At 73.5% G+C, this 17,695-nt stretch carries 14 protein-coding genes; 9 read left to right on the forward strand and 5 right to left on the reverse strand.

Annotation, left to right across the window (positions count from 1 at the left end; all coding sequences use genetic code 11):
• Positions 1 to 136: 136 nt before the first annotated feature.
• Together AB0D46_RS19240 and AB0D46_RS19245 are read left to right on the forward strand one after the other, a co-directional pair.
• Positions 137 to 1,354: a lipase gene (locus AB0D46_RS19240; RefSeq protein WP_362878851.1), complete on the forward strand. Its 1,218-nt coding sequence runs from the start codon at positions 137 to 139 to the stop codon at positions 1,352 to 1,354.
• A gap of 104 nt (positions 1,355 to 1,458) precedes the next feature.
• Positions 1,459 to 1,674, forward strand: coding sequence for an MbtH family protein (locus tag AB0D46_RS19245; RefSeq protein ID WP_281208670.1), 216 nt, complete (start codon positions 1,459 to 1,461; stop codon positions 1,672 to 1,674).
• A 106-nt stretch (positions 1,675 to 1,780) separates the two neighbouring features.
• Here AB0D46_RS19245 and AB0D46_RS19250 read toward each other — a convergent pair whose 3' ends face one another.
• Positions 1,781 to 3,676, reverse strand: a complete 1,896-nt coding sequence (locus AB0D46_RS19250; RefSeq protein WP_362878853.1) for a BTAD domain-containing putative transcriptional regulator — start codon at positions 3,674 to 3,676, stop codon at positions 1,781 to 1,783.
• A 332-nt stretch (positions 3,677 to 4,008) separates the two neighbouring features.
• Positions 4,009 to 6,450 (reverse strand): HAD-IC family P-type ATPase, encoded by a 2,442-nt coding sequence (locus AB0D46_RS19255; protein WP_362878854.1) that lies wholly within the window; start codon positions 6,448 to 6,450, stop codon positions 4,009 to 4,011.
• A 423-nt stretch (positions 6,451 to 6,873) separates the two neighbouring features.
• Between AB0D46_RS19255 and AB0D46_RS19260 the strand changes: the two genes are divergently transcribed.
• The 3 genes from AB0D46_RS19260 to AB0D46_RS19270 all read left to right on the forward strand — a co-directional run bounded on the left by AB0D46_RS19260 (position 6,874) and on the right by AB0D46_RS19270 (position 9,876).
• The gene (locus tag AB0D46_RS19260) at positions 6,874 to 7,914 is read left to right on the forward strand and encodes a class I SAM-dependent methyltransferase (RefSeq protein WP_362878855.1); all 1,041 of its coding nucleotides are present in this window, start codon (positions 6,874 to 6,876) and stop codon (positions 7,912 to 7,914) included.
• Between the two features lie 138 nt (positions 7,915 to 8,052).
• Positions 8,053 to 9,276, forward strand: a complete 1,224-nt coding sequence (locus AB0D46_RS19265; RefSeq protein ID WP_362878857.1) for a serine hydrolase domain-containing protein — start codon at positions 8,053 to 8,055, stop codon at positions 9,274 to 9,276.
• An 87-nt stretch (positions 9,277 to 9,363) separates the two neighbouring features.
• Positions 9,364 to 9,876 carry a GNAT family N-acetyltransferase gene (locus tag AB0D46_RS19270; protein WP_362878859.1) on the forward strand — a complete coding sequence of 171 codons (513 nt, stop codon included), beginning with the start codon at positions 9,364 to 9,366 and terminating at the stop codon, positions 9,874 to 9,876.
• Between the two features lie 19 nt (positions 9,877 to 9,895).
• Here AB0D46_RS19270 and AB0D46_RS19275 read toward each other — a convergent pair whose 3' ends face one another.
• Entirely contained in the window at positions 9,896 to 11,575 is a 1,680-nt protein-coding gene (locus tag AB0D46_RS19275; RefSeq protein WP_362878860.1) for a bifunctional 3'-5' exonuclease/DNA polymerase, read from the reverse strand.
• Between the two features lie 296 nt (positions 11,576 to 11,871).
• Here AB0D46_RS19275 and AB0D46_RS19280 point away from each other — a divergent pair, with 296 nt between their 5' ends.
• Positions 11,872 to 13,101, forward strand: a complete 1,230-nt coding sequence (locus AB0D46_RS19280) for a DUF2786 domain-containing protein (protein ID WP_362878862.1) — start codon at positions 11,872 to 11,874, stop codon at positions 13,099 to 13,101.
• Between the two features lie 7 nt (positions 13,102 to 13,108).
• Here AB0D46_RS19280 and tatA read toward each other — a convergent pair whose 3' ends face one another.
• Positions 13,109 to 13,291, reverse strand: a complete 183-nt coding sequence (gene tatA, locus AB0D46_RS19285; protein ID WP_362878863.1) for a Sec-independent protein translocase subunit TatA — start codon at positions 13,289 to 13,291, stop codon at positions 13,109 to 13,111.
• A gap of 147 nt (positions 13,292 to 13,438) precedes the next feature.
• On the opposite strand from tatA, the gene AB0D46_RS19290 reads away from it, so the two are divergent.
• Positions 13,439 to 15,484: an FUSC family protein gene (locus tag AB0D46_RS19290; protein WP_362878865.1), complete on the forward strand. Its 2,046-nt coding sequence runs from the start codon at positions 13,439 to 13,441 to the stop codon at positions 15,482 to 15,484.
• A 107-nt stretch (positions 15,485 to 15,591) separates the two neighbouring features.
• A complete protein-coding gene (locus AB0D46_RS19295; RefSeq protein WP_356871315.1) occupies positions 15,592 to 15,837 on the forward strand; it encodes a DUF397 domain-containing protein in 246 nt (81 codons plus the stop codon).
• 134 nt (positions 15,838 to 15,971) lie between these two features.
• On the opposite strand, the gene AB0D46_RS19300 is transcribed toward AB0D46_RS19295, so the two are convergent.
• Entirely contained in the window at positions 15,972 to 16,478 is a 507-nt protein-coding gene (locus AB0D46_RS19300) for an ATP-binding protein (protein ID WP_362878866.1), read from the reverse strand.
• Positions 16,479 to 16,834: 356 nt separating this feature from the next.
• On the opposite strand from AB0D46_RS19300, the gene AB0D46_RS19305 reads away from it, so the two are divergent.
• Positions 16,835 to 17,695, forward strand: coding sequence for a helix-turn-helix transcriptional regulator (locus AB0D46_RS19305; protein ID WP_362878868.1), 861 nt, complete (start codon positions 16,835 to 16,837; stop codon positions 17,693 to 17,695).

Consider the following 17,695-nt stretch of genomic DNA (forward strand, 5'->3'; position numbering starts at 1 on the left):
GACCTGCGGGCGACAGGAATGAATTCTGGCCGGTTTCCCCTCGCCCGGAATGATGAAATAGGTGAACTGCGCTTCCGTTTCCTTTTCCGACTCCTAGCCTGTTCGGTGTTCGGATATCTCAAGGAGATGAACGCCGATGCCGTCGAACAGGTCAGGACATTCACCGCGCTCCTACGCCCTCGCCGCGCTGGTCGCGGCCGTACTGGCCCTCGCGCCGGCCGCCGACACCTCCCGGTCGGGCGCCCCGGCCGCCGAGGCCGGTCGGGCCCGGACCACCGGCCCGCGCCTGCCGGCCCCGACCGGCGGCCTCCCCGTGGGGCAGCGGACCCTGGCCCTGCGCGACGCGTCCCGCGAGGACCCCTGGGAGCCGGGCCGGGCCCGGGAGCTGATGCTCTCCGTCTGGTACCCGGCGCTGCCCTCCGATACCCCGCGCGCGCTCTACGTCACGCCGCGGGAGTCCGGGATGATCCTGCGGCAGCACCGCGTCGAGGGGGTCCCCGAGGACCTGTTGAGCCGGACCGGGGTGCACGCCCGTACGGGGCCGCCGGCGCTGCCCGCCACCGGCGACGGGCTCCCCCTGGTCCTGCTGTCCCCGGGGTTCTCGTTGCCGCGCACGTCCTTGACGGCGCTCGCGGAGGACCTGGCGAGCCGGGGCTGGGCGGTGGCCGCGGTGGACCACGCGTACGAGTCGGCGGCGATCACCTACCCCGACGGCCGGGTGACGGGTTGCTCGGCGTGCCGGCCCGGCGTGCAGGGCCGGACGGTCGCGGCGACCCGGGCGGCGGACCTCTCGTACGTCCGCCGGCGCCTCACCGAAGGAGGTCCGGCGGTGGGGGCCGAGGGCCTCCCGCGGCTGGATCCCGCCCGGGTCGCGGTCGTCGGGCACTCCATCGGCGGCACCGCCGCCTTCGAGGCGATGCGCCGGGACCCGGCTTTCGTCGCCGGGGTGAACATGGACGGCACCTTCGCACCGTCGGACACGGGCCCGCTGGCGCGGCCGTTCCTGCTGCTGGGCGCGGACCGGCACGGCCGGCCGGGAGCCGATCCCAGTTGGGAGGCCACCTGGCGGCGGCTCACCGGACCGCGCGCGTGGTTCTCGGCCGCCGGGGCGGCGCACACCTCGTTCACCGACTACGCGGCGCTGACCCCGGCGAACGACCCCGCCCCCGCCCTGCCCGCGGCCCGGGCCACCCGCCTCACCCGGGAGCTCGTCGCGGCCTTCCTGGAGGGGCACGTGCGCGCCGGCGCCCCGTACGACGGCGTCCCGCCCGCCGGCCGCCCGCACCCCCGCGCCGACGCCCTGCTGGACGCCGCCCAGGCGCTCCATCCCCAGCTGCGCCGGCACCGTCCGTGAGGGCGAAGCCGGACGGATAACCGACGGAAACGCCGGCTGCCTAGGGTCGTGACGCTGGCCATCCGGCCACACCCGCCATCCGACGTTCCCGGAAGGAATCCGACGTGACCAATCCGTTCGAAGACGCCGACGGCCGCTACCTGGTGCTGGTCAACGACGAGGGACAGCACTCTCTGTGGCCGTCGTTCGTCGACGTGCCGGCCGGATGGACGGCCGCCTTCGGTGAGTCCGACCGGCAGTCCTGCCTGGACTACGTGGAGAAGAACTGGACCGACATGCGCCCCAAGAGCCTCGTCGACGCGATGAGCGCCGAGGGCTGAGCGGGCGGGCCCCCGCGGCCGCCGACATCCGGGTGCGGCCCCTCCGCCGGGGAGGGGCCGCACCCGTACGGCGCCGGGGCCGCCCCCGCCCGTCCACCGGGCGGGGTCAGAACACCAGGTCCGCCGCGCGCGGGGAGGCGGCCCGGGAGTGCACCGCGTGCAGCCGGATCAACTCCTGCCAGCGGTAGGACATCTCGCCCCAGGGGCTGCGCCCCACCGGGTCCAGGAGCTGCGCGTCCACCAGGATCTCGATCAGGTCCTCCGCGTCCGCCGCCCCCGTGGACAGCACCGACGCGGCCTGCGGCACGGTGAACTCGCCGCCGTCCAGCTCGCTCAGCCGCTGGTAGGCACAGGCCGCCTCGGGCTGGAGCTCCGCCACGCTGTCGTCGAGCCGGGCCCGCAGCGAGTCCTCCCCGATGCTCAGCTCGTCCAGGCAGTCGGCGGACTTCTCCAGGCGTCGTACGAGGTCGCTGACGTGCCAGTGCTGCTTGGTCAGCAGTTTGGCCGCGGCCGCCCGCAGCGCGAGCGGCATGTGCCCGCAGAGCTCGCCCAGCCGCCGCACGGCCTCCGGTGACTCCTCGGCCCGGCGGTCGCGCAGCACTCCGGCGAGCAGCTGCCCCGACTCCCCGGCCGACAGCGGTCCGATCCGCAGCACCAGCGCGCTGTGCGCCTGCAACAGCTCGTCCAGGCCGGCGCGCCCCGTGATCAGCACGCAGCTCCCGCCGCCGCCGGGCAGCAGGGGCCGTACCCGGGCGTAGGAGACGGCGTGGTCGAGGACCAGGAGGACCCGCTTGCCCTCCAGCCGGGCCCGGTACATCCGGGCCGCCTCCTCGACGTCCGACGGCAGCGGGCCCGTCGCGCCCAGCCGCCGCAGGAAGCCGTGGAGCACGGCCTCGGTGCCGTCGCGCAGGTCCGCGAAGAGCAGGCCGTCGGGGAACCGGGCGGCCGACCGGTGGGCCCAGTGGACGGCCAGGCTGGACTTGCCGATGCCGGGGCTGCCGGTGAGGTAGGCGATCGGCGCGTCACCGCGGGCCGCGGCGCTCAGCAGGACGTCGTCCATGACGGAGCGCTCGCGCGCGTGTCCGGTGAAGAGGGGATCGTCCTCGGGCATCCGGGACGCCGGCAGCCGCTCCGGCTTCGCGGGGGCGGCCGGGAAGCCGGGGACGGCGGGATGGGGCAGCTCGTCGCGCAGGATGGAGTCGTGCAGCATCTGCAGTTCCACGCTCAGTTCGAGGCCGATCTCCTCGATGGAATGACGGGTTCCCTCGCGGAAGGTGTTCAGGGCCTCGGCCCGCCGGCCCGCCCGGTATTGGGCGAGCATGAGGTAGAAGCGCAACCGGTCGCGCAACGGATTCGAACTCACCAGTACGCGGAGTTCGCCCAGTAAGGCGTGGTGCTCGCCCAACTGGAGCCGCAGCGCCATGTGCTGCTCCACCGCGAGCAGGCGCTGCTCGTCCAGCCGCGTCGCCTCGCTCTCCACGAATTGCGCGTACACCCCGCCGAGGGCCGGTCCGCGCCAGAGCGACAGGGCCTCGCGCAGTGCTCCCTCCGCCTCGGCGTGCCGTGACGCGGCGGCCCAACCGGCGGACCGGTGGACGAGTTGCTCGAAGCAGAGCGAGTCGAGGGTGTGCCCGCTCAGGCTCAGCATGTATCCGGGCGGGGCGGTGACGATGGTCTCCCGCTCGCAACCCGCGGCCCGGAACGCCTTGCGCAGGGCGGCGATGCAGATGGCGACCTGGGTGCGGGCGGTGCTGGGCGGGCGTCCGTCCCAGACCTTCTCGATCAGCGAGTCGAAGGACACGACCCGGTTGGGCGAGAGCAGGAGCACCGAGAGCACGGCCCGCTGGCGCGGTCCGCCGAGCGGCAGGCTCCGTCCGTCCAGCCGTACTTCGAGGGGACCGAGGGTCCGGAACTCCAGTACGGCATCGGGCACCGGCCCGGAGGTGTTTCGGGCCGGCCGTCTACTGCGCTCGAAGTCTGCTATTTCCTGCTCTGCTGCCATGGTGTCGTGACCCCCGTCATTGATGACACGCGTGTGAATCTCGTTCGTGGAAAATGGCCGAGGTGGAATATGCCGGATGATCAATGTTCCGCTTCGGCGACCGGGGAGGTCTTGGGGTGCCGCCCCTACCTTCGGTAAGGATACGGAACTGTCGTGCCGTCACCGCTCGACTATCGATAGGGGCGGAGTTGTTTTCGGATCGCGCGGTGGAATTATCCCGTGTTGTCGGCGCTTTATTCCGGTTGTCGAGATGAAAAGGGCGAAAGGGACGCCCGGCGGGTGCCGAACGTCCCTTTCGCGTGGGCGGAACGGGGGATTGCCGCCCGGTGGGCTCAACCGTCGATAAGACGGCGACGACTACGAGCCCACACGAATTCGAGCACCAGGCCGGCGGCGGCCGCGGCGGCCACCGCCGCTCCCGGTGCGGAGGTGCCGACCAGCTCCAGCTGGAAGAACTCCTGGAGGTACGGGACCACCAGTACGACGGCGAACGACGTCGCCATGGTCAGCACCAGCAGGACGCGCCACCAGGTGTACGGGCGGGCCACGATGGCCAGCGCCCACAGCGCCGTCAGGAACAGCGTCAGCGTCGCCGCCGAGGTCTCCGCGGGCAGGTCGTCCGCGTACACCGACCGGGCGTACAGGTACGACACGGACGTGGCGACGGCCGCCAACGCGCCCGCCGGCACGGCGAACCACAGGACCCGGCCCACGAAGTGCGGTCGCGCCCGCTCGGTGTTGGGGGCCAGCGCCAGGAAGAAGGCCGGGATGCCGATGGTCAGCGACCCGATGAGGGTGATGTGCCGCGGCAGGAACGGGTACGGCACCTGGGCGATGACGACGATCAGCGCCATCAGCACCGAGTACATGGTCTTGGTGAGGAACAGGTTGGTGACGCGCTCGATGTTGCCGATGACCCGTCGGCCCTCCGCGACCACCGAGGGCAGCGACGCGAAACTGTTGTCGAGCAGCACGATCTGGGCCACGGCCCGCGTCGCGGGGCTGCCGGCGCCCATGGCCACGCCGATGTCGGCGTCCTTGAGGGCGAGCACGTCGTTGACCCCGTCGCCGGTCATCGCCACGGTGTGACCGCGCGACTGCAGCGCGAGCACCATGTCCCGCTTCTGCTGCGGGCCGACCCGGCCGAACACCGAGTGCCTCTCCACGGCGTCGGCGAGCGCCTCGGGGTCGTCGGGCAGGTCACGGGCGTCCACCGGGTCGTCGGCGCCCGGCAGGTTCAGGCTCCGGGCGACGGCCCCGACGGACAGCGCGTTGTCGCCCGAGATCACCTTCACCGCGACGCCCTGCTCGGCGAAGTACCGCAGGGTGGCGGGCGCTTCCTCGCGGACGCGCTGCCTGATCACGACGAGCGCGCAGGGGACGGCGCTGTCGGGGACCGCCGACGGATCGTCCTGCAACTCGCCGAGCAGCCGCGAGGACCGGGCCAGCAGCAGTACGCGCAGGCCCTGCGAGCCGTGCGAGTCGGCGCCGGCCAGCACCGGGTGCCCGGCCGGCAGCATCGTCTCGGGGGCGCCCAGCAGCCAGGAGTCCTCCTCGCCCGTGGGTCGGGCGAAGGTCGCGCCGCTCCAGCGGCGGGCCGAGGAGAACGGGGCGTTCGCACGGCGCCGCCACCCCTCGGGCGCCGGATGCGCGTCGATGATGGCCCGCATGCTGGCGTTCGGGCGTTCGTCGGCCGCGCCGAGCGCGCCCAGCACCTCCTCGACGGGCAGGTCGGGCTCCAGCCGGATCACCCGGTCGACGTCCATGGCCGTCTCGGTGAGCGTGCCGGTCTTGTCCAGGCAGACCACGTCCACCCGGGCGAGCCCCTCGATGGCGGGCAGTTCCTGGACCAGCGCCTTGCGCTTGCCCAGGCGGACCACACCCACCGCGAAGGCCAGCGAGGTCAGCAGGACCAGGCCCTCCGGCACCATCGGCACCAAGCCGCCGACCATGCGCCGGATCGCCTCGGGGACGTCGTCGTCGTTCACCATCAGCTGGGTGATGATCAGCGCGATGCCCGCCGGGACGATCGCGTAGGTGACGAACTTCAGGATCCGGTCGATGCCGTTGCGCAGCTCGGAGTTGACCAGGGTGAACCGCCGCGCCTCATCGGCGAGTTGGGAGGCGTAGGCCTCGCGCCCGACCCGGGTGGCGGTGAACGCGCCGGCGCCGGCGACGACGAAGCTGCCCGACATCACGGTGTCGCCGGGTCGCTTGAGGACCGGATCGGCCTCGCCCGTCAGGAGCGACTCGTCGATCTCCAGGCCGTCGGCCGCGAGGACCGTGCCGTCGACGACGACCTTGTCACCCGTCCCCAGCTCGATCGTGTCGTCGATGACGACCTCGGAGGAGCCGATCGTGACCCACCTGCCGTCCCGCCGGACGCGCGGCCGGCTCTCACCGACGATGGCGAGCTGGTCCAGGGTCCGCTTGGCGCGCACCTCCTGGATGATGCCGATCATCGTGTTGGCGAGGATGACCCCGCCGAACAGGCCGTCCTGGACCGGGCCGACGACCATGACGATGCCGAACAGCACTCCGATGATCGCGTTGATGCGGGTGAACAGGTTGGCCCGCACGATCTCGCCGACACTGCGACTCGACTGGGCGGGAACGTCGTTGACCCGGCCGGCGGCGACGCGCTCGGCGACCTCGGCCGTCGTCAGCCCGACGATCTCCCCGGCGCGCGGCGTTCCCTGCGCGGGGACGGCGGCGCCGCCGAAACCGGTGGCGTCGGGGCCGGCCCCGTCGAGCCCTTCCAACCGTCTCTTCATCCTCCGGTGCCCTCCGTGCTCGTCACTCCGCGGTGCCGTTCGCCGTGCACCCCGACGGTAGGAGGTCCTCCCCGGTGGTCACCAGGTACTAAGGACGTCCTCGTGAATTGACTTTCGACAGGGTCGGACGCCGCTCGTGGCGGGTCCGGCGGGGCCGTGACGGCCGACATGCCGGTGCCGTACACCAGCAAGGGCCGATTGTGGGCCTGCCCGGCCTGTGCGCGGCCGGAGTCCGGCTGGAGCGGAACCCGATGCGGGGCCGGACGCGGGCCGGACGCGGGCCGGACGCGGGCCGGAGGCCGGGCGCGGCATCCGGGGTGCGGAAAACCGATGGATATCCAAGGGAAAGAGCCCACTCCTAGCGTCTGCGGCACATCCGGCCCGGACCTCCCGGGCCACCCCGACGCGGAGGAGCCCCACCCCATGCGGACCACGACGAGCGGATGCCTCGTGCGCGGCGACGACCTCCGCGGCCAGGTCGACGAACTGCACCGACTGCACCCCCGGTTGTACGCGGTGACCGACCCGGTGCGGCTCGCCGCCCAGGAGGCGGAGCCGCGCACCGGCCCCGTACGGCACGACGACTTCGGAGCCGACGCGGACACGAGCCGGGGCACCGAGTACGTCCAGGCCCAGACGCTCAACCCGTGGGCCCGCGCCACCGGAATCCGCAACCTGCTGGGGTTGGCGGGCACCGCGCGGCCCGCACCCGGCGCGGAGCGTCCGGTGCTCGTCGACCTCCTCGGCGGCGACGGACTCGTCCGCAAGGTGTGCGAGGAGCTGGGCATCGGCGACTTCGACATCCTGACCTGCGACGCCTCCGAGCACATGGTGGAGTCGGCGTGGGCCGCCGGCATGCCGGCCCTGCTCCAGCGCGCCGAGCGGCCGTTGCTGCGGGACGCGTCGGTCGACGCGGTGCTCCTTGCGTACGGCTCGCACCACGTGGACCCCTCGGCCCGCCAGGAGCTGACCTCCGAGGCCTTCCGCGTGCTGCGGCCCGGCGGGACGTTCATCCTGCACGACTTCCTCGTCGGCTCGCCCGTCGACGTCTGGTTCGAGCGGGTCACCGACCCCTACTCGGCGACCGGGCACAAGTTCGCGCACTTCACCCGGGAGGAGATCGCGGGCTACCTGGCGCGGGCGGGCTTCGACTCGTACGAGGTGGTGGAGATCGACGATCCGTACACCGCGGTCGGCGACACCCCGGAGGCCGCGGAGATCGAGATCGGCCGCTACCTGCTCAACATGTACGGGCTGGTCAAGGTCTTCGAGGGGCGCACCGAGGAGGAGGCCTACCGGTGGGTGACGGAGACCGCGAAGGCGATCTTCCGGTACCCGGCGCGATCCGACGGGCTGTCCGGCGACAGCGAACTGGTCCGGGAGGAGGCCACCGGCCTGTGGCGCCTGACCATTCCGCGCCGCGCGGTCGTCGGCGTCGGCCGCACCGCCCCCGCCGCCGGCTGACCCGGTCGCCGGGTCCGCCCGGATCCTCGGCCCCCACGCCCGCCCGGGCGCCCGGCGCCTCCGGTCGCACCCGTCCGGGGGCCGGGGCTAGCGTGGAGGGACCGGGGGGCCTGGCGTAATGCGGGCAGGAGGCCGGCCATGAGGACACGACGGTGGCGCGCGGCGGCGGCGGGCGCGTCGGTGGCGGCCCTGATGGTGGTGCCCCTGGGAGTCGGGGCGGGCGTGGGGTACGCCTCGGACGGGCCGGCCCCGCCGGCCGTCGCCGCCGCACCGGCCGCCGACACGTTCCCGCAGCTCACGCCCGCCGTGGCGGCGCAGCTCGACGAGGCGGTGAAGAAGGTGCTCGCGCAGGCCGCGGTGCCCGGGGTGATGGTGGCGCTGTCGGCGCCGGGCAAGGGGGAGTACGTACGCTCCTTCGGGGTCGCCGACAAGGCGACGAAGGCGCCCATGACCACCGACCTGAACATGCGGATCGGCAGCGAGACGAAGACGTTCACGGTGACGGCCCTGCTGCAACTGGTCGACCAGGGCCGGGTCGGACTCGACGACCCCATCGGCACGTACGTCGCCGGGGTGCCCGACGGCGACCGGATCACCCTGCGCGAGCTGGCCGGGATGCGCAGCGGACTGTTCAACTACTCCGAGGACGAGGGCTTCTTCAAGGCCCTGACCACCGATCCCCGACGGCAGTTCACCCCGCAGGAGCTGCTGGGCTACTCGTTCCGGCATCCGGTGGTGTTCCAGCCCGGGGCGCGGTTCCAGTACTGCAACACCAACCTGATCCTGCTCGGGCTGGTGATCGAGAAGGTGACCGGGCGCCCGCTCGCGGAGTACGTCAACCAGGGCGTCGTCGCCGAGGCCGGGCTCAAGCGGACGCTGTTCCCGGTCGGCGCGGAGTTCCCGACCCCGCACGCCCAGGGCTACACCGACCAGACGGCCACGGGCAGGACGGCCAACGCCACCGACTGGAACCCCTCCTGGGGCTGGGCGGCCGGCGCGATGATCTCCGACCTCGCCGACATGCGGAGCTGGGCGAAGACCCTGGCCACGGGAACCCTGTTGACCCCCGCCACCCAGGCCGAGCGACTGAAGGTGACCCCGGCGGGCGACCTCCCCGACACGGGCTACGGCCTGGGCGTCTTCAACGTCGACGGCTGGATCGGGCACAACGGCTCCCTGCCCGGCTACGAGTCGCTGACCGTGTACCTGCCCGAGGCGCAGGCCACGCTGGTGGTGCTGCTGAACACGGACATCCCGTACCGGGGCGGCGAACCCAGTGCGCTGTTCGGCGAGGCGATCACGCGGATCGTGACCCCCGAGCACCTCTTCCGGTTGCCCGCCCAGCCCGTCACCGCGCACTGACGGCCGGCCCCCGGGCCGGGTGCGCGGTCCCGGGGTCCGCCCGCGCACAATGGGGCCTCCGAACACGGCGGCGACCAGGGAGTTTTCATGCGGGACCAGGCAGCGGCGGAACACCGGGACACGGCGGGCGCCGTCGGCGCGCAGGACACGGCGGTCGTGCTGCGCGTCGCCGGGGAAGCGGACCTCGACATCGCGGCGGAACTCTTCAGCGGCTACCTCGACTTCTACGAGGTGCCGCCCGCCGACCCCGCCGGCCCGCGCGCGTTCCTCGCGGAGCGGATCGCGAAGGACGAGTCGCTCGTCCTGCTCGCCGAGGTCCCCGGGGTCGGCACGGTCGGCTTCGCGCAGGTCTACCGCGCCTTCTCCTCGCTCACCCTGAGCACCGCCTGGATCCTGAACGACCTGTACGTGGCCCCCGCCGGCCGGCGCACCGGCGCGGGCCGGGCGCTGCTGCGCGAGGTGGTGCGCCGGGCGGCCGAGGCCGGGGTGGCCGGGGTGCAGCTGGAGACGGCGTACGACAACCTCGTCGCGCAGGGGCTGTACGAGTCGGAGGGGTTCGTCCGGGAGGAGTTCCACGTCTACTTCCACGATCTGGGCTGAGCGGTGAAACACTGCGCGCCTACTTCGCGTCGGCGTAGCACTCCACGACCGCCGTGGTGAACGGGAAGCGGACCGGGGTGTCACCGAAGGTGATCCGGCCCGCCCGGTCACCGGCGGCGCGGATCGCCTCCGCGACCGCCCCGGCCTCCTCGGCGGGGCAGTGCACGATCACCTCGTCGTGCTGGAAGAACACCAGCTCGGCCCGCATCCCGACGGTCGCCTGGCGCAGCGCCGCGAGCAGCAGCAGCGCCCAGTCGGCGGCGCTGCCCTGCACCACGAAGTTACGGGTGAACCGGCCGCGGGCCCGGGTGTTGGTGGAGGCGTAGCTCGGGGTCCAGCCGTCCTCGCGGTCCTGCGGGACCCCGGCCTCGCTGTCGTCGTCGGCCGGTGCGACGGGCGGCGGGCAGGTGCGGCCCAACCAGGTCCGGACGAGCCGGCCCTCCTCGCCGGCGCGGGCCGCGTCGTCGACGTAGGCCACGGCGCGGGGGAAACGGCGGCGCAGTGCCGCCAGGTTCTTCAGGCCGTCGCCGGAGGTCTGGCCGTACACGGCGCCGAGCACGGCCAGCTTGGCCATGTCCCGGTCGCCGGAGAAGCCCTGGCGGGAGATGGCCGTGTAGAGGTCCTCGGGTCGGCCGGCCACCTCCATGAAGGCCGGGTCGCGGGAGATCGCGGCGAGGACGCGCGGCTCCATCTGGTCGGCGTCGGCGACCACGAGCCGCCAGCCGGGATCGGCGACGACGGCCCGCCGGATCACCTTCGGGATCTGCAGCGCCCCGCCGCCGTTGGTCACCCAGCGGCCGGTGAGGGTGCCGCCGGGCACGAACTCGGGGCGGAACCGGCCGTCGTGGACCCAGTCGGCGAGCCAGGACCAGCCGTGCGCGGTGTAGATCCGGTACAGCTTCTTGTAGGCGATGAGCGGCTCCACGGCCGGATGGTCCAGCTCCTGGATCTCCCAGCGGCGGGTGGACTTCAGCTTGATCCCGGCCTCGGCGAACGCCTTGATCACGTCGGCCGGGAGGTCCGGGCGCACCCGGCGCCCGAACGCGGCGGACACCTCGTCGGCGAGCTCGGCCAGTCTGCGGGGCTCGCCGCGCCCGGCGTACCGCTCGCCGAGCAGCTCGGTCAGCAGGGCCCGGTGCACGTCGGCCCGCCAGGGCAGGCCCGCGCCGTGCATCTCGGCGGCGACGAGGAAGGCGGCGGACTCGGCGGCGACGAGCAGCCGCATCCGGTCGGGGTGGGCGGTGGCGGCGAGCCGCCGCTCCTGCTCGGCGTGGACGGCGAGGAGGCCGTCGAGGGAGACCGGGACGGTGGGCCGCGGCTCGAAGAGGGAGTCCTGCGTGCCCGGCTCCGCGGCGCGCTGGGGCGGATCGGGCGGCACGGGGCCGCCGGTGAGCCGGGCCAGGGCGGCGGCCGCCGAACGGGGCTCGCCGATGCGGCCCTCGTGCCCGAGGAGCAGCAGCTCGGCGTCCTCGACGTCGTAGCACCGTTCGACGCGGGCGCCGGCGGCGAGCAGGCGGGGGTAGACGTCGGCCGTGGAACGCCACACCCAGCGGGTGCCGGCGGGCGCGGCCCGGACCGCCTCGGCGGGGTCGCGCACGGCGATCCGCGCCCCGGTCGCGGGGGGCACGGGCGCGGCGTGCCACCAGCCGTCGCCGTGCTCGGACTCGGCGAGGGCCCACCGGCCGGCTTGGTCGCTCACGGGTGCGAGTGTCCCACCCGGGTCCGACAACACCCGCCCCGCCACGACACCCACCCCTTGCCCCGCCCCCACCCCGCCCGGCTGCCGCCGGGGCCGGGCCCGTACCCGGGCCCGTACCCGACCCCGGCCCGGGCCCGTACCCGACGCGGCCTGCCCCCGCCCCGGCCCGCCTCCGGCCCGGCCCTTCCCGCCCCCGGCCCTTCCCGTCCCGGCCCGCCCGGCGTCCGACCCGGGAGGGCCCCCGCCGCCCCCGGGGCCCGCGCGGGGCGGCGGGGGGGACATGCCAAGCTGAGGGGGTGAGTGAGTTCGCCGAGACCGTCGACCGTGCCTTTGCCGCCGCCCTCCACGCCCAGGACGACGCGGGCCTGGACACGGGGGCCTCGCTGCTCGCCGCCGCCCCCGGCGGTTGGGGCGGGACCGGACGGGAGCTGCTGGCGCGCGGGCAGGCGTACGTACGGCAGGCCTGGGAGCGGGGTTGGCAGCCGGCGGACGTGCTGCGGCTGGTGCGGCGCGACCTGGAGGACCTCCACCTGCGCGTCACCGCCGACGTGATCGCCGCCGAGGCACGCCGCTACGCGCGGCTCCCGGAGCGTTGGACCGACGCCGAGGTCTGGTGGACCGGCGCCGGCCCGGCGGGCCCCGCCGACCGCGCGGGCGACGACGCGTGGGCCGAGCAGCTCGCGCGGCGCGCGAAGGCGGACCGGTTCACGCTGGCCACGGCCGTCCTGGAGGTCTTCCGGCTGCTGATCCGGCTGCCCTCGATCGAACCGGTGGGCCCGCTGCCGGGCGACCCGGTCGACGCCCTCGCGGCGCACGCGCACATCGAGCCGCGCATGCTGGCCCGCATCCGGGCCCTGCTCGCCAAGGCCGAGGCGACCACCTTCCCCGAGGAGGCGGAGGCGCTCAGCGCCAAGGCCCAGGAGCTGATGGCCCGCCACACGGTGGACGAGGCGCTGCTGGCCGTGCGCGGCGGGGCCCCGGCGCAGGTCCCGGGGGCCTGCCGGATCGGGGTCGAGCCGCCGTACGAGGAGGCCAAGGCGGTGCTCCTCGACGCGGTGGCCGGCGCCAACCGCTGCCGGGCGGTGTGGAACAGCGGCTTCGAGTTCTCCACGGTGGTCGGCTTCGAGAGCGACCTGGAGGCCGTGGAACTCCTCCACACCTCCCTGCTGGTGCAGGGCACGGCGGCGATGACCCGCGCGGAGGCCGCGCAGCGCGCCGGCGGACGCAAGCGGACCAAGACCTTCCGGCAGTCGTTCCTGCTCGCCTACGCCAGCCGACTCGGCCGCCGGCTCGCCGAGACCGCCGAGCACGCGGCCACCGAGCACGCCGGCACCGAGGCCCCCGACTACCTGCCCGCGCTGGTGGCCCGCGACGTCGCCGTCACCTCACGGGCCGACGAGATGTTCCCCCGCACCACGACCACCCGGCTGCGCGGCGCCACCGACCACGCGGGCTGGGAGGACGGCACGGCCGCCGCCGACGCCGCCCACGTGGGCGGCCGCCGGCGCCCGCTGCCCGGACGCTGACGTCCCCTCACGCCCCGCCACCCGCGCCGGGGCGGTCCTCCGCGCGCAGCTCGCGCGTCTCCGCCTTCAGGATGCGCGCCGAGCGGCCCAACGACCGGGCCATGTCGGGCAGCTTCTTCGAACCGAACACCAGCAGGCACACCACCAGGACGACGATCAGGTGCCAGGGCTCGACGGCGTTGCGGAGCATGGGTGTGCCACCTCTCGGATGATCCGGACGGTCTCTTCGAACATCGGGCCCCATGGAACCGCCCCGCACGACCCCTGACAAATCTGAAGAAGTCCTGAAAACCGGCGGAACGTCGATCCGGACCGCATCGAGGTTACTGTCGGTGCCATGAGCTGGCTCCGGGCCCTGAAGGACACCGCGCGCTCGGGCATGACGGTCACCCGGACCCCACTGGAGCCCCTCGTCGCGCTGCGGGCCGCCGTCGGGCTCGCGCTCGTCATCGCCGCCGGCCTCGCCCTCCTGGGCCCGGGCGCCGCCGTCAGTTCCGCCTTCGGCGCCTTCATGGCCGCCATCGCCACCTTCCAGCAGAGCTGGCGTCCGCGCCCCGTGCTCGCCCTCGCCTCGGGGCTGACCCTGGCCGTCTCCACGTTCGTCGGCTACCTGGTCGGCGCCGCGCAGACCGGCCTGTTCCTGCTGCTGCTCGCCCTGTGGGCCTTCGTCGCGGGCCTGCTGTGGGCCGCCGGCCCCACCGCCGGGATCATCGCCTCCGGCAACGTCGCGATCATGCTGGTCACCGTCACCCTGCCGACCTCCGTCCCGCAGGCTGCCGGGCACGCGGCGATGATCGCCGCGGGCGGGGTGGTGCAGGCGCTGCTGATCGTGCTGTTCCCGATCCGCCGCTGGGGCGCCCACCGCGACGCGCTGGCCGACGCGCTCGCGGCAGAGGCCGACTACGCCCGTAGGCTGCGCCACGACCCCGTGGCCCCCTTCGACCCGGAGCCCCTGATGAAGGCGCGGGCCGCCGCCACCGTCACCGTCCGCCAGGCCCGCCGCCGCCCCGCCGAGCTGCACGGGGCGCGGGGGCTCGCCGAGCGGATCCGTCCCGTGCTGGCCTCGCTCGCCGACCCGGCCGTCGGGGCGCCCGCCGAGGGCCCGGCCCGGGACCGGGTACGGGAGCTGCTCGCCGCCGCGGCCGCCGTACTGGACGCCGCCGCGCGCGCCATCCGCCAGGGGGAGCCCGTCCGGCCGCCCGCACCCGAATCGGCCGTACTGAAGGCCCCCGACCTGCCGGAACTGCTCGACGGGGCGCCGCTGCGGGCCGCCCGCCGGCTCGCCGCGCTGCTGGACGACGTACTGGAGACGGCCGAACCGGGCTCCGGGCGCACCGCCGACCCTGGCGAGGCGATGCTGCGGCCCACCCTGCCGCGGATGGTGCCGCACGTGCTGCGGGCCGTACGGGCCGAGCTGCGCCCGGGCTCGCCCGTGCTGCGGCACGCCGTGCGGGTGACGGTCGTGGCCTGCGCCGGGTACCTCATCGGCGGCGCGCTGCCGTTCGGGCACGGCTACTGGGCGCCGATGGCCTCGGTGATGGTCATGCGGCCCGACTTCTCCCAGACCTGGTCCCGGGCCGTGGCCCGGTTCGGCGGCACCCTGGTCGGCGTCGGGGTCGCCACCGCGATCGTGCAGCTCGCGCAGCCGGGGATGTACCTGTCGGGGTTCCTCGCGGTGCTCAGCGCGGGCCTGATGTACGTCCTGATGCGCACCGGGTACGCCGTCGCGCAGACCTTCGTCTCCGCGTACGTGGTGTTCCTGCTCGGGATGGGCGGCGTCCGCTGGGACCAGACCGTGCCGGACCGCATCGCCCTGACCCTGGTGGGCGGGGTCCTCGCCATGGTCGGCTACGCCCTCTACCCGGCCTGGGAGACGCCGAGGCTGCGCACCCGGCTCGCCGACTGGGTCGCGGCCGTCGGACGGTACGCGGCCGCCGTGCTCGGGCAGTACGCCGACCCGGCCGGGGCCCGCCGCGCCGACGTCCGGGAGGCCCTGCTGGAGACCCGGGACGCCCGCATCGCCTGGCAGGAGGCGCTCGCCCGGGCCGAGGGGGAGCCGGTGCGCCACCGGGGGCTGTCCCGGGCCGCCGCCGACGGGGCGGGCGACGCGGTGGCCGCCTTCGGCCGCAGCGCCATGCTGCTGGAGGCCCACCTCCCGGACCGGGCCCACGCCCCCGTTCCCGGCGCGGCCGAACTGGCCGAGGCCCTGCGCGCGGCGACGGAGGCGGGCGCGCGGGCGGTCCGGGAGCGACGGGTCCCCGACTGGGAGGCGGTCCGGCGACTGCCGGCCGAGTCGAATGCCCCGGAATCGGATGCTCTGCGGGCAGCGGCGGAGCGATTGGTGGATTCCTTGGACGACATCACGGACGCTCTTCGCCCCTGACAGTGATCAATTCGCCACCGCGCGTGCACGTGCATCTGCCCATGCATGCGCTTATGAACACAGCTATGATCCGGTGGAGTTGACATCTGCACTATCGGGGGCTTCCTGTGGACCACGCGTACAACGGGATGGCAGCTGCAGAACTCGCTTCCATGTTTGAGCTGACCTGGCAGAAGAGCCGACACAGCAACTCGCAGGGATCCTGCGTGGAGTTCGCCAGACTGCCCGGCGGCGACGTCGCCATGCGCAATTCGCGCTTCCCGGACGGGCCGGCGCTCGTGTACACGCCGGCCGAGATAGAGGCCCTGCTCCTGGGCGTCAAGGACGGCGAGTTCGATCACTTGATCGGCTGACGGAACAGCGCATCGTTTCACGCCATGCACGTGCACTGGCCGGGACTGATCCAAACGATCAACCCCGGCCAGTGGCCCCGCTTCGTGTCCTGATCACGCGCCCCGCGCACGGGACCCGCCGATCCCCCCGCGCGTCAGTCCCGGAGCAGGAACAGCGCCCAGACGACCTTGCCGGTCAGCCGGCCCGCGAGCGGGTGCCAGCCCCAGCTGTCGCTGTACGCGTCCACCAGGAACAGCCCCCGACCCGACTCCAGGTCGCAGTTCTCGTCGGTCCGCTCCGGCACGAACGACCCGCCGGGCCGGTCCTCGCTGGGATCCCGTACCGCGCACACCAGGCGGGTGCTCCACCGCATCAGGTGCAGCCGTACCGCGGGCTCCGGCTCGCCGCAGGGGCGGGCGTCGTCGGGCAGGGCGTGGCGCAGCGCGTTGGTGACGAGTTCGGAGACGACCAGGGAGACGTCGTCGAAGCGGTCGTCGAGGTCCCATTGGGACAGCGTGGACCGGGTGAACGTACGCGCGCCGCGCACCGCGTCGAAGCGCGCGGGCAGACCGCACGAGGCGGATCCGGAGACAGCCGTGGGGTCGACCGGGGGCAGCCCCTGCCGTAACGGCTCGAGCATGGTCGATCCATTCGTCCCCATGCGAGGCACTCCCGGGATTCGCGGACGAAGCGGCGGCTCTGTCCATGGAGAACTGCGGGGTGGGTCCCGCGCCGGCGCGAAGAGCACGCAGGTGCGCGGCACCATCGTTCCGAATGCCGAAGCCGGATGCAAGGGCAGATGCACGTGCACGCGCCCGACCCGTCCCCTCCCGTGATGGTTCTTGCTCATTTCTTCCTACGCATACTTACGGACTTCTTTTCCGGGACGCCGAATTCCGTTACAGAACGAGTACGGGCGGATGCGTTTTGGTGGCAGACTGCGGCACCGGGGTGCGGGGGCCCCGCCGAGCACGCGCACACCACGCGCACACCATCGTGACGGGGAGGGCAGGACAAGTGACCGCAGAAGCCAGCGGTTCTGTGGTGCGACGCATCCTCCTGGGCTCTCAGCTCAGGCGACTCCGAGAATCCCGCGGCATCACCCGTGAGGCGGCCGGCTACTCGATCCGCGCATCCGAATCGAAGATCAGCCGCTTGGAGTTGGGAAGGGTGAGCTTCAAGGCCAGGGACGTCGAAGACCTCCTCACGCTGTACGGGGTGACGGACGACGCCGAGCGCGAGTCCCTGCTGGGGCTGGTCCGGGAGGCCAACGCCACCGGCTGGTGGCACAGCTACGGCGACGTGCTCCCCGGGTGGTTCCAGACGTACGTCGGGCTGGAGGGCGCCGCGTCGCTCATCCGGATTTACGAAGTCCAGTTCGTCCACGGGCTGCTGCAGACCGAGGCGTACGCCCACGCCGTCGTCAGCCGGGGCATGCCCGGTGCGAGCGCCGCCGAGATCGATCGCCGCGTGGCGCTGCGCCTGGAACGCCAGAAGGTCCTCGTCTCCGAGAACGCCCCGGTCTTCCACGCCGTGCTCGACGAGGCCGCGCTGCGCCGCCCGTACGGCGACCGCGACGTGATGCGCGGCCAATTGGAACACCTGATCGAGATCAGTCAGCGGCCGAACGTGCAGCTCCAGGTGATGCCGTTCTCCTTCGGCGGCCACGCGGGCGAGAGCGGGGCCTTCACCCTGCTGCGCTTCCCCGAGTCCGATCTCCAGGACATCGTCTATCTGGAACAGCTCACCAGCGCCCTCTACCTGGACAAAGAAGAGGAAGTGGCGCAGTACGCGCGGGCCATGCGCAGGCTCCAGGCCGATTGCCCGGATCCCGACAGCACCCGCGATCTCCTGCGAGGACTGCTCCAACTGTCTTGA

This window comes from Streptomyces sp. NPDC048383 (assembly GCF_040651775.1).
In the GTDB taxonomy this organism is placed as follows: domain Bacteria; phylum Actinomycetota; class Actinomycetes; order Streptomycetales; family Streptomycetaceae; genus Streptomyces.